8 protein-coding genes and 1 pseudogene are annotated in these 12,851 nt (G+C 58.8%); 3 read left to right on the top strand and 6 right to left on the bottom strand.

Going from position 1 to position 12,851, the window contains the following annotated elements:
* Window positions 1-139: 139 nt before the first annotated feature.
* From ACA053_RS15860 to ACA053_RS15850, 3 genes are all read right to left on the bottom strand, one after another.
* Window positions 140-1,987 carry an amidohydrolase gene (locus ACA053_RS15860; RefSeq protein ID WP_497396176.1) on the bottom strand — a complete coding sequence of 616 codons (1,848 nt, stop codon included), beginning with the start codon at window positions 1,985-1,987 and terminating at the stop codon, window positions 140-142.
* A gap of 295 nt (window positions 1,988-2,282) precedes the next feature.
* Complete coding sequence (locus ACA053_RS15855; RefSeq protein WP_426205832.1) at window positions 2,283-2,597, bottom strand: SCP2 sterol-binding domain-containing protein; 315 nt, start codon at window positions 2,595-2,597, stop codon at window positions 2,283-2,285.
* 77 nt (window positions 2,598-2,674) lie between these two features.
* The gene (locus tag ACA053_RS15850; RefSeq protein WP_109632102.1) at window positions 2,675-3,385 is read right to left on the bottom strand and encodes a histidine phosphatase family protein; all 711 of its coding nucleotides are present in this window, start codon (window positions 3,383-3,385) and stop codon (window positions 2,675-2,677) included.
* Between the two features lie 205 nt (window positions 3,386-3,590).
* Here ACA053_RS15850 and sohB point away from each other — a divergent pair, with 205 nt between their 5' ends.
* A complete protein-coding gene (gene sohB / locus ACA053_RS15845; RefSeq protein WP_010460936.1) occupies window positions 3,591-4,613 on the top strand; it encodes a protease SohB in 1,023 nt (340 codons plus the stop codon).
* A gap of 188 nt (window positions 4,614-4,801) precedes the next feature.
* Window positions 4,802-8,644 (top strand): annotated as a pseudogene (locus ACA053_RS15840) (leucine-rich repeat domain-containing protein).
* A gap of 42 nt (window positions 8,645-8,686) precedes the next feature.
* Here the strand turns inward: ACA053_RS15840 and ACA053_RS15835 are convergent.
* Entirely contained in the window at window positions 8,687-9,181 is a 495-nt protein-coding gene (locus ACA053_RS15835) for a DUF934 domain-containing protein (protein ID WP_109632099.1), read from the bottom strand.
* Entirely contained in the window at window positions 9,165-10,823 is a 1,659-nt protein-coding gene (locus ACA053_RS15830) for a nitrite/sulfite reductase (RefSeq protein WP_497311701.1), read from the bottom strand. The genes ACA053_RS15835 and ACA053_RS15830 overlap by 17 nt, the downstream gene beginning before the upstream one ends.
* A gap of 522 nt (window positions 10,824-11,345) precedes the next feature.
* Between ACA053_RS15830 and ACA053_RS15825 the strand changes: the two genes are divergently transcribed.
* Window positions 11,346-12,419, top strand: coding sequence for an ABC transporter substrate-binding protein (locus ACA053_RS15825; protein WP_497393034.1), 1,074 nt, complete (start codon window positions 11,346-11,348; stop codon window positions 12,417-12,419).
* Here ACA053_RS15825 and ACA053_RS15820 read toward each other — a convergent pair.
* Window positions 12,416-12,634 (bottom strand): DUF2970 domain-containing protein, encoded by a 219-nt coding sequence (locus ACA053_RS15820; RefSeq protein ID WP_109632093.1) that lies wholly within the window; start codon window positions 12,632-12,634, stop codon window positions 12,416-12,418. The genes ACA053_RS15825 and ACA053_RS15820 overlap by 4 nt on opposite strands.
* Between the last annotated feature and the right edge of the window lie 217 nt (window positions 12,635-12,851).

The following is a 12,851-nucleotide window of genomic DNA, read 5'->3' as shown; positions in this document are numbered from 1 at the left end:
GAAGTCGATGCAGTACCCCTGTGGGAGCGGGCTTGCTCGCGAAGGCATCCTGTCATTCAGCATTGATGTCGGCTGACAAGACGCGTTCGCGAGCAAGCCCGCTCCCACAGGGGATAGTCGGTGTTGGTGAGGTCTTTGTTCAAAACGCGAAACAGGAACAGCCAAACGCCCCCCAGAATCCCTGGAAATCACTGACAGGGGCTGACGACAACCGTGCCCGCTCATGACTATGCGCATGCACCGCGCACGCGCCGACGCATTGATGCATCTGCGCCGTCAGCGGCGCCATGGGCTTCCAATGGCCTGGCACCTTGGCCACGGGCGACCATTCCGGCACCACCGGCACGGACGGCGGCCCGAGTTTTTCGAACTCGACGGCGCCATAGACGATCTTGCCGTCGACGATGGTCAACACCGACTCGATCCATTTGATCGCTTCATCGTCGATGTGAAAGTAGTCCGCCGACAGTGCAATCAGATCCGCCAGTTGCCCGACTTTGATCTGGCCTTTCTTGCCTTGTTCGGAGGAAAACCAGGCGCTGCCGTGGGTGAACAGTTCCAGCGCCGTATCGCGGCTCAAGCCTTGCGGGTACAGCTCCAGTCCGCCGACGGTGCGGCCGCTGACCAGCCAGTACATCGAAGTCCACGGGTTGTAGCTGGACACCCGCGTGGCGTCGGTGCCGGCGCCGACCGGAAGGCCTTCGGCGAGCATGCGCGCGATCGGTGGCGTGTTTTCGGCGGCTTTGGCGCCATAACGGTCGACGAAATATTCGCCCTGAAAGGCCATGCGATCCTGGATGGCGATGCCGCCGCCCAAGGCTTTCACCCGCTCGATGTTCTGCGGTGTGATGGTTTCCGCATGATCGAAGAACCACGGCAAACCGTCGAACGGAATGTCGCGATTGACCTTCTCGAACACGTCGAGCATGCGGCTGATGGATTCGTTGTAGGTGGCATGCAGGCGGAATGGCCAGCGTTGCTCCACCAGATGGCGCACCACCGGTTCCAGCTCCTGTTCCATGGATTGCGGCAGGTCCGGGCGCGGTTCGAGGAAATCCTCGAAGTCCGCCGCCGAGAACACCAGCATTTCCCCCGCACCGTTGTGTCGCAGGAAGTCGTCGCCCTGGCCGTAATGGGAAGTGCTGGTCCAGTTTTTGAAATCGGTCAGCTCTTCCTTGGGCTTCTGCGTAAACAGGTTGTAGGCGATGCGCACCGTGAGCTGCTGGTCTTTGGCCAGTTGCTGGATGACCTGATAGTCGTCCGGGTAATTCTGATAACCGCCGCCGGCATCGATGGCGCTGGTCACGCCGAGGCGATTGAGTTCGCGCATAAACTGGCGGGTCGAATTGACCTGATACTCCAGTGGCAATTTCGGTCCCTTGGCGAGGGTCGAGTAGAGAATCATCGCGTTCGGGCGGGCGATCAGCATGCCAGTTGGATCGCCGTTGGCGTCACGCTGGATTTCTCCGCCGGGCGGATTCGGCGTGTCGCGGGTATAACCGACCACCTTCAGCGCGGCGCGGTTGAGCAAGGCTCGGTCGTACAAATGCAGGACAAACACCGGGGTATCCGGCGCAGCCTTGTTCAGCTCATCAATCGTCGGCAGGCGTTTTTCGGCGAACTGGAATTCGTTCCAGCCACCGACCACCCGCACCCATTGCGGCGTGGGCGTGCGGTCGGCCTGGTCCTTGAGCAGGCGTAAGGCATCGACCAGTGACGGCACGCCTTCCCAGCGCAGTTCGAGGTTGTAGTTCAGGCCACCGCGGATCAGGTGCAGGTGCGAGTCGTTGAGGCCGGGGATCACCGTGCGGCCATGCAAGTCGATGATCTGCGTGCCGGGGCCCTGCAGCGCCATGGCCTGGGCGTCGCTGCCGACCACCACGAAGCGTCCGTCCTTGATCGCGACGGCGCTGGCCTGGGGTTTCTTGCGATCGACAGTGTGCAGGCGTCCGTTGTACAGAATGAGGTCGGCGGGGGCATCGGGCATGGTTTTACTCCCTGCGAATAGCGGGCTGATCCAGGCACCGACGGCACCTGCCGAAAGGCCTTGCAGTACACGTCGGCGATTGAAACCGTCGTGGTCGTCAGGTGGGCTCATGGCAGTGCTCCACGCAATTCATTTGGGAGGCAAGCAGCCGATGTCTGACGCATGCGGCCAGAAGGAATATAGACGGCAAATCCGTAGGTAGCCGTTTTCCGAGGGCAGAAAACGACGAATCCCGCCTCGAGGGGCGGGATTCGTTTGCAGCCAGACGTGCTCCCGAAGACCGGGAGCGGCGCGCTTAGGCCGGGAACAGCTCGGACAGTTTCATGGCCAGCATCATGTCGCCTTCAGCGCGCAGTTTGCCGCCCATGAACGCTTGCATGCCGTCGGTCGAACCGTCGACGATGCCTTGCAGGGTTTCGCCGTCCATCACCAGAGTGACCTGGGCGTCAGGGTTTTCGCCTTCTTGCAGCTCGCAGGTGCTGTCTTTGACGATCAGCGAGAAGTTCTTGGTGTCGTCGATGCGGAAACCGAATACCAGGTCCAGACCGGCAGCGGCGGCTGGGTTGAACTTGGCTTTCATTGCTTGTACGGCATCAGCTACGGAGGTCATGGTTCGATCCTTTCTTGGGTAATAAGAGCAGGGTAATTACAGCTGGTGATTACAGCCAGGGTCACAATAGTCCGGACTCAGCGAAACGTGATGAGTTCCGGTGCCTTCAACAGTTGCAAGTGCGCATGACTGTTGAAAGAAGACAGTGCCACCTCGCGACCACGAAACTTCAGCAGGTTGAGCGAGGTGTTGACGATTTGCCAGTTCAGTTCAAATGCCTGCCGTGCCGGCATTTGCGTAATGAGGTGGAGCAGGGCAGTGATGGTGCCGCCGGAGGTGAACACGGCGATTTTCTGGGTGTTGTCGGCACTTTCGAGGATGCGGTGAAGACCGGCCTGCACGCGTTCGACAAAGCCCAGCCAGCTTTCAAGCCCCGGCGTGTCATAGGTGCCGGCAAGCCAGCGTTCGATGATCAGGGCAAAGATGCGCTGGAACTCGGCGCGGTTCTGCGCGGCGTTGCGCAGGATCTCCAGTGCTTCGGGTTCATCCTCCAGCATGGCTGGCAGCAGCGCGCGGATCACCGCGTCGGCGTCGAATTCGTTGAAGGCGGAATCGATTTCCAGGGTCGGCACCGGCAGGCCCACGGCAGCGAACTGTTCCAGCGCGCTGGTGGCCGTATGCTGCTGGCGGCGCAGGTCGCCCGAAAGGCATCGGTCGAAGCTGACACCCAGCTCGGCAAGGTGCTTGCCGAGGATTTCTGCCTGGCGAACACCGGTCGGCGACAGGACGTCATAGTCGTCTGCACCAAAGGAGGCCTGGCCATGTCGAATCAAGTAGATGCTGCCCACGTCCGCGTCATCCCGGTACGTTGAAGGTCTGGCGAGGTTATGAGTATGGCAGTGAGCTGTCAATGAAAAAACATACGCTTGTTTGAAATGCCCGTTACAGGCTTGTTGCCAGAGGTTTCACGGCTGGCCGCCGAGGCGGAGCATGGGTATGCTTGAGTTATCCCGCGCGTTTATCAGGCTGCGCATCGTTTTTGAAGGAGTCACTGTGGAGTTTTTGTCCGAATACGCCAGTTTCCTGGCCAAGACCGTGACACTGGTGATCGCCATTCTGGTGGTCCTGGCCAGTTTCGCGGCGTTGCGCAGCAAGGGGCGGCGCAAGTCGGCCGGGCAGTTGCAAGTCAGTAAACTGAATGATTTCTACAAAGAGTTGCGTGAACGCCTGGAGCAAACCTTGCTCGACAAGGACCAGCTCAAGGCCTTGCGCAAATCCCAGGCTAAAACCGATAAAAAGCAAAAGAAGAAACCCGAGGCCAAGCCACGGGTGTTCGTGCTGGATTTCGACGGCGACATCAAGGCGTCGGCCACTGAAAGCCTGCGCCACGAGATCACCGCGCTGTTGACGTTGGCGACGCCAAAGGATGAAGTTGTGCTGCGTCTGGAAAGCGGCGGCGGCATGGTTCACAGCTACGGCCTGGCGTCTTCGCAACTGGCGCGCATTCGCGATGCGGGTGTGCCGTTGACCATTTGCATCGACAAGGTCGCGGCCAGCGGCGGCTACATGATGGCGTGCATCGGCGAGAAGATCATCAGCGCCCCGTTCGCAATCCTGGGTTCTATCGGCGTCGTGGCGCAGTTGCCCAACGTCAATCGCTTGCTGAAAAAACACGATATCGACTTCGAAGTTCTAACCGCCGGCGAATACAAGCGCACCTTGACCGTGTTTGGCGAAAACACCGAGAAGGGCCGCGAGAAGTTTCAGGAAGACCTGGACATCACCCATCAGCTGTTCAAGAACTTCGTTTCGCGTTATCGCCCGCAACTGGCCATCGACGAGGTCGCCACCGGCGAAATCTGGCTCGGCATCGCTGCGTTGGACAAACAGCTGGTGGACGAGCTCAAGACCAGTGACGAATACCTCGCTGAACGGGCGAAGAAGTCCGAGCTGTACCACTTGCATTACGCCGAACGCAAAAGCCTGCAGGAGCGCATCGGCATGGCGGCCAGTGGTTCGGTCGATCGCGTCTTGCTGAGCTGGTGGAGCCGGTTGACCCAGCAACGTTTCTGGTAATCGTCCCAGGCATCACCGTCAGTAAAAAAACCGTGGAATGCCCACGGTTTTTTTTGGCCTTCAGAACGTGTTCATGCTTCTTGCGTAAATAACGAATTTTCCTAATGCCATTGTCGAACGGTCGCGCTTTCGTGGGGAGTCAGGTCGGGTAGGGTGACAGACCTGAATTGACTGCAATGGATTGCACCATGAATGATCTCCCTCACCACGTTGCCAACCCTCATCCGGCCCCGTCGCTGCGAATGCGCGACGAACTGAAAGCTGCTCTGGACATCGCCATTCCACAAACGCCCGGCCAATGGGGCGAACGCCTGATCAAGGAAAAATGGGGGCAGGACATTGACCCGCAGACGACGCTGATGGTCACCCTCGATTACCACTACAAGGGCCACCCAGAGGAGAACGGTTTCCAGCAGGGCCAGGTGGCGAGCTCGCTGTCGCTGCTGCAAGCGCTGCTTTCAAATTATCAGACGGTTGGAGACGGGCGTTTTGCCGAGACCGCCTTTGGTCTGTACACACCGCCAGACGTTGGACCGACGGTGCGGATTGTCGAGCATGTCGACGAGTTCGCCGATCACGGCAGCGGCAATCACGAAACCTATGAAGGCATCTATCGGCAAACAACTCCGCAGACTTACGGTCCCGCCTCACAATTGAAACTGAGGCCGGCCGACTTCAAGAAATGGATCTGGGAGCTGGACTTCAAGCGCGTATACGAGGCCTATCTTGATCAGGCCTGGCCCTCTGACGAGATGCTCATGGCGTCCAGACCGTACGCCTTGAGGACATCGGTCAAAGCTGCGTTCGTAATGACGGCCTGGTTGCAGTTCAAGGAACGATGCCTGTCTCAAAAAGGACTTGAACTCGCGATGCAAGCGGCTGGCTTGCCGCCCGGTCAGGCATGGGAAACTACGACCATCGAACAACTGCAAGCAGCGACGTGCACCCCATTGTCCGTCAGGGCCGGGCGTTTGAAGCTGTACCGTTACACCGCAACGGATATCTGGGCGTTCCGTGACATTGCCAGTACCCGAGTGCTGTTGTACATCCCCGGTAACTCTTCACCGATGCACGAATTCACCGATGCCACTCAACTGCACCAATGGGTTGTCGCGCAGGGCAACCTCAGCGAGACAAAGCAGGCGTTGGCCGCCCATTTTGCCGAAGAGGATCGCGAGGACGGTGCGTTTCATGCGGGCGTGCTGACGGCATTGGACGGCATGGCGCAATATCCCGCGATACACCGGTTGACCAACAACGCCGGTTTTTTCAATAACGACGGTTACTGGAGCCCCGCCGATTACATTGGCTACGACGATCCCCCATCGGCGACCGATCCGTTTGCGCAACTGGTGCTGACCATGAAGCAAGCCGCCCGCGCCAGTATCAAAAGCATTCGTACCGATGCACAGGTCAATCGTGACAATTTAAGTGCGGTTGTCGAACCGGTGGTGCAATGGATCAACCGGTTCGGGCCCTTGGCGTTGTTCGTTCCGGGAGGCGAAGGCGTATTGGCGCTGGCCGGGCTTATTGACGCCGGTTACGGTCTTGATCAGGCAGTAAACGGTGAAACACCGCACGAACGGTCGGAAGGCGTGACGCGCACCGTGTTCGGTTTGCTGAATGCGCTGCCGATAGCCGCTGAGGTGGCGCTGAAGGGTGAAACCGCGGTCGCCCATTCAGAAGAAGGTGTGAGACCTGCGACGGAAATATCCGTTGCCTCAGCGCCACAACCAACGAGCCTGGCACTGCCGACACGGGTCGAGCTGATCCGCGGCATCGGCCCGTCCGTGGCGTCTTTCAGTGATGACGTCCTGGCACAGATCGGCAAAGTCAGCGCGATAGACGACGATATGTTGCGGCTGATGCAGACAGGGCATCCACCGACGCCTCTGCTGGCTGACACCATCAGTCGCTTCAAGATCGATCAGGATCTTGGTCCGGGCGGCGCAGCCGAGCCGTTCAACAGCCGTTACGCAGCGCTTCAACACTCGGAGCATGAGTGGGTTCGGCTGTTTCAACGCGAATATCCGGGACTGCCCAAAAACGCCATTGAACAAATGCTCGACCGCTACGGCGTGAATATCCAAGCGGCGCCCAACGTGACGGAGGTCAGGCAAGTGTTCGCACGCCTGGACGGCAAGGCACGGCAATACCAGCAGCATGTGCGGCTCAATCGAGCCTATGAAAGCCTATATCTTCGTTCCGTCGTTAATCCGGAGTCGGACACACTGGCTTTGCACTCACTCCAGAATCTGCCCGGTTGGCCGAAAAGCCTTCGGATCGATGTGCTCGATCAAACCGCCATCGGAAGAGTGCTGGACCGCAGCGGTCCACTTGACGCAACGAACGTCCGACACCTGATCAAGACCAGCGATCACTACCTGCATCACGGCATGCAGACTGACTTCTACCAAGCGCTGCTGGGTGTGCTGTCAGAAGACGAGCGTTCAGCGTTGCATTTGGTATCGCTTGATCCGGCCAGTGAATTGCGGCTGAAAATCAGTGATCAGGCATTACCCCGGTCAGAATTCAGACTCGGCCTCGGGAGAATGGACGCCCGGTTACCCTTCGAGCCGCAGGGACTCAGAGGCGGCGGCTTTCCGTCAACGCCCCAGTCCGAGGCGCTGACGCACCAGATGATGCGGCTGCAACTCAAAGAGGTCTATCCGGAGTTCACCGATGCCCAGGCGGATGTTGTTCTGCAACGGGAAGGCGTAAACGCACAGACTCACATTGAGTGGTTGAAGCAACAGCTGCAGCAACTCGACACCGACCTGACCGCCTGGGTAAATCAGGTGGAGGACGACGTCCATGACATGGATATCGATTTTCTGAACGCGAATGATCCCGCAGCGGCGGGACTGAACGCTGCCCAAATCGAAGCCTATAACGCTCAGCTGGAACAGATTGAAATACAAAACGAACGTGCCATTCGAAATGAGTTGGCGGAGCAGTTGGTCGACATTTGGCAACAGCGCAGACCGCCGCAGGATGTTCTCCCGGCAGGGAATCAGATACGCGGCGTCAAGCTGGATCTCGACTTCGAGAATTACCACCGATTGCCTGATTTGAATGTTCGGTTCAATAACGTTCTCGAATTATCGATGCGCGGCTTCCACCTGACCGAATAGGAAAGCCTGAACGGGTTTCTAGAGAGTTTTCCAAATCTTGAAGGGCTGAATCTGGAAAGTGTCGACCTGAGTCACTTCAACCCGGGCGGGGACGCGCAACGCGCCATGCCTCCTGCAATCAATCAGATGCGGCATCTCACTACGCTGAATCTCAGGTCGACAAACCTGACTTTCAGTGAACACTCGGCTTCTCAACTGACTGATCTGACCGGTTTACGCACTCTGGTTCTGAGCGACAACCCATTGGGTGTCCCGCCTTTGGTATTGGGGATGAACGACTTGCGTTGGCTCGACTTGAGAAATACCCGGATCAGTACTTGCCCGATCGGGATTATGGACCTGCCTTATCTGGAGAGCCTGGATCTACGCAATAACTGGATAAACCGGGTTCCCCAGCCGGTGCTGAATCAAGCTATCGCCAGGGATCGCGTGCTGCTGCAGGGTAATCAGTTAACGGACGAGGACACCCTGTTGCGTATCATGGGCCACCGGCGGCGAACAGGAATCAACCTGTGGTTGAGCGAGCCCGGCCCCAATTACGGCAACCCCATCGAGTGGTTGCGCGAAGGCAATAACGGGCAACGGGAAGCCCGAGTATTGACGTGGCAGAGACTCGCAGCCCGGCCCCATGGCGAACGGTTCGTGAGAATAGTGGATGGACTGAGCCTGACGGCGGATTTCCGGGTTGACTATCTGTCGCTTCAGGCGAGGGTGTGGCAACTTCTCGGCGACGCCGATGCGTCAGAAGCGCTGTGGACACGACTGGTTCAGAAAATTGAAGCGGCTCAGGTCGATCCGCAAAACCCGTTTACGCTGTTCACGGCACTTGAAGGCCGTGCCCGGCTTTATCGGGATTGGGTGGCCTTGGGGCAGCCGTTTCCGATAGATGCGCCGTAAAGGGAGAACCTTGAACCCCGGGAGGGGTTCAAGGTGTGACGATCAGCGACGACGGAACAGCGGCAGCGGTTCGTCGGTGGCGGCCTGATAGGTCACCGAGAAGTCCTTGAGGCCTTCAAGGGCTTCGTACGGGTCTTTATCGGCGCGAATGGCAAATGCGTCGAAACCGCAGCGATGCAGGTAGAACAACTGGTCGCGCAGCACATCGCCGATCGCCCGCAGTTCGCCTTTGAAGCCGTAGCGGTCACGCAGCAGACGGGCGTTGGAGTAGTTGCGACCATCGGTGAAGGCCGGGAAATTCAGGGCAATCACCTGGAACTGATCGACGTCGTCACCGATTTCTTCGGCTTCTTCATCGGCATCCAGCCACACGCCCAAGCCGCCATCGCGGGCCTTGAGCATGCGACTGTGTTCACGCCATAGCGTCAGCGGGACGATCAGGTCGTCGCAGTTGCTGATCTCGTCGATGTTGAAGTCCTTGGGCAGCAAGTGCCAGGTTTCGTCGACGACTTCGTTGTTCTTAATGATTCGCTGCATAGACGCGCTCCTTGAAGAGGTCGATGCCAATACGCTGATAAGTGTCGATGAAACGCTCGTCTTCGGTACGTTGCTCGATGTACACGTTGATCAGCTTCTCGATCACATCAGGCATGGCTTCCTGGGCGAAGGACGGGCCGAGGATCTTGCCCAGGCTGGCATCGCGGCTGGCGCTGCCACCGAGGGATACCTGATAGAACTCTTCGCCTTTCTTGTCCACCCCGAGGATACCGATGTGGCCGACGTGGTGGTGACCACAGGCGTTCATGCAGCCGGAGATGTTCAGGTCCAGCTCGCCGATGTCGAACAGGTAGTCCAGGTCTTCGAAACGACGCTGGATCGACTCCGCGATCGGGATCGACTTGGCGTTGGCCAGCGAGCAGAAATCGCCGCCGGGGCAGCAGATGATGTCGGTCAGCAAGCCGATGTTCGGCGTGGCGAAACCTTGCTCGCGCAACTCGCCCCACATCGCGAACAGTTGGGTCTGTTCAACGTCGGCCAGAATGATGTTCTGTTCGTGGGAGGTGCGCAGTTGACCGAAGCTGTAGCGATCGGCCAGGTCGGCGACGGCGTCCAGCTGCTTGTCGGTGATGTCGCCCGGCGCAACGCCGGTCGGCTTCAGGGACAGGGTCACTGCCACATAACCCGGCTTCTTGTGGGCCAGGGTGTTGCGGGTGCGCCAGCGGGCGAAGCCCGGATGTTGTTTGTCGAGCTCAGCCAGTTCGGCTGCCTGGTTGTCCAGGGCCTTGTAGTCCGGATCGACGAAGTGTTTGGCGACGCGATGCACTTCGGCTTCGGTCAGCGTGGTCTGGCCACCGCGAAGGTGTTCCATTTCCGCGTCGACTTTCTGCGCGAAGACTTCAGGCGTCAGGGCCTTCACCAGAATCTTGATCCGCGCCTTGTACTTGTTGTCACGACGGCCATAGCGGTTGTAGACCCGCAGGATGGCGTCGAGGTAGCTCAACAGGTCTTGCCACGGCAGGAATTCATTGATGAACGCGCCCACCACCGGCGTACGGCCGAGGCCACCACCGACCAGCACACGGAAACCCAGTTCGCCAGCGGCGTTGTGCACCGGCTCAAGGCCGATGTCATGGACTTCGATGGCAGCACGGTCGGAGGTCGAACCGTTGATGGCGATCTTGAACTTGCGCGGCAAGTAAGCGAATTCAGGGTGGAACGTGGTCCACTGGCGAACGATCTCGCACCATGGGCGCGGGTCGATCAGCTCATCGGCCGCGACACCGGCGAACTGGTCGGTGGTGACGTTGCGCAGGCAGTTGCCGCTGGTCTGGATCGCGTGCATCTGCACGGTGGCCAGCTCAGCGAGAATGTCCGGGATGTCTTCCAGCGCCGGCCAGTTGAACTGCACGTTCTGCCGGGTGCTGATGTGGGCATAGCCCTTGTCGTAGTCGCGGGCGATCTTGGCCATCATTCGCGTCTGGCGCGAAGTCAGTTGGCCGTAAGGCACCGCCACCCGCAACATCGGCGCGAAGCGTTGGATATAAAGCCCGTTTTGCAGGCGCAGGGGGCGGAATTCTTCTTCGCTCAGCTCGCCTGCCAGATAGCGTCGGGTCTGATCACGGAACTGCTTGACGCGGTCCTCGATGATCCGCTGATCGTACTCGTCATATACGTACATATAAGTCCTGTTCTCAGGCTTGGGCCGGTCGGATCCCGTTGCGTTTTTTCGCCTGGAGGTCTCCGGTACTGCCTCGGCAATTCTGCGCGCACGGCCGCGCACTCCCTATGGAGCCGGGGCAAGATACCAGTTTGCAGTTATGCGCAAAAGTGATGTTTGAGTATATGTAAAGAACCAAAACGACTAACGAGAGCCGTTATTGATAAACCCGTATTTGTCGTGCGGGCAATCGTCGTCTTTACTGTGGTCGAGTCTTTATGCAATCACCGATAAAACCGACAAGAGGCGATGCAATGAGCAACCCTACCAAAGCGACAAAGCCTGACAGCACGGTCGATGCTTGGGCGATTCTGTTCCTGATCATCCTGGTCGTGGGCACTGCGGTATTTTGGGTCAGCCATCAATAACCGACCCCGTCCGGGCCCGGTTCCGACGATTGTCGGACAAAAACCGGAATAAACGCCGTTTTCCGGGGCTTCGCTGGCTATAATGCGCGGCGAAATTTCGGGGGCTCGGACGTTAATGTTGAAGTTTTTCTACACCTTTTTGCTGATGCTTGGCGCGGCTTACGGCCCTGCTGCGCATGCGGAATCGGTGTTGTTCCTGAATCCCGGGAAGACGGATGAAACCTTCTGGGTCAGCTATTCGCAATTTATGCAGGCGGCTGCCACGGATCTGGGCATCGATCTGCGGATTCTCTATTCCCAACGCATGCCCGAACTCACCGTGGCGCAAGCCCGTCTTGCGCTGCAAGGTCCTGATCGTCCGGACTATCTGGTGTTCGTCAACGAACAGTATGTCGCTCCGCAAATTTTGCGTCTGGCCCAAGGCAGCGGGGTCAAACTGTTCACGGTCAACGCTGCGCTGACGGCCAACCAGCTGAGTCTGTTGGGCGAACGCTCCGATCGATTGGGCAGCCTGGTGCCGAACGACGAGGAGGGCGGTTACCTGATGCTCAAGGATCTGATCCGCCAGCATCCCCCGGTAGCGCCCGGCGAGGTCATCGAGCTACTGGCGTTTTCCGGCTTGAAGATCACACCGTCGGCGCAGTTGCGCGAGCAAGGCATGATGCGCGCCTTGGCCGAGCACCCTGAAGTGCGTTTGCGCCAACTGGTTTACGGCGGCTGGACCCAGGGCCGGGCCTATGAACAAGCCAAATTGCTGTTCCGGCGTTATCCGAAGGTCTCGCTGGTGTGGTCGGCCAATGACGAAATGGCGTTTGGCGCCATGCAGGCGTATTCGGAGACGGGTGGAGTGCCCGGCAAAGATGCGTTGTTCAGCGGAGTGAACGCGTCGCCCGCCGCGTTGCAGGCGATGGTTGATGGGCGTTTGAGCGTATTGTTGGGCGGACACTTCACGTTGGGCGGTTGGGCGCTCGTGGAGTTGCATGACCATGAAAAGGGTGTGGACCTGGACCAGTACGGCGGGCGCGACCGGCTGATTCCGTTACTGCAATTGATCGACAAGGCCCAGGCCAAGCGGTTGCTGGCCATGGGCGCATCGCCGAATTACGGGGTGAACTTCCGTCGCTTGTCGGCCAAGGGGCGGCCGACGTCCTATCGCTATCCGTTCAGCCTGAAAACCCTGATGCACTAACGTCCCGCCAGATGCACCACCAATTGCACGATGCCAAACAGCGTCAGGGCAAACACCGCCGTGAACAGAATCCCCAGAATCACGAAATGACTCGGCTTGCCGTGGGTGAAATCCCGCGCCCGGTTCTTCCCGCTCTGCACCCCGAACGCCGCAGCCATGACACTGTGCAGCATCTGCCAGAAGCTCGGCGGCTTGTTGTCGACTGGATCGTCCATAAACCCCTCGTCACTTATGTGTGAGAGCTAAGCATAGACAATCCCCGGCATGCACAAACCAAATGTGGGAGCGGGTTGATCCGCACATTTGTGAACGACCCAAAACAACTGTGGGAGCGGGCTTGCTCGCGAGGGGGCCGTAACATCCAACACTTTCGCTGACTGTTACACCGTCTTCGCGAGCAAGCCCGCTCCCACAGGGGATCTCTGTTGGCCA

This window comes from Pseudomonas sp. LBUM1672, from assembly GCF_059695655.1.
Note: the sequence above shows the minus strand (reverse complement) of the source record. Positions and strands in the feature narration are given on the sequence as shown.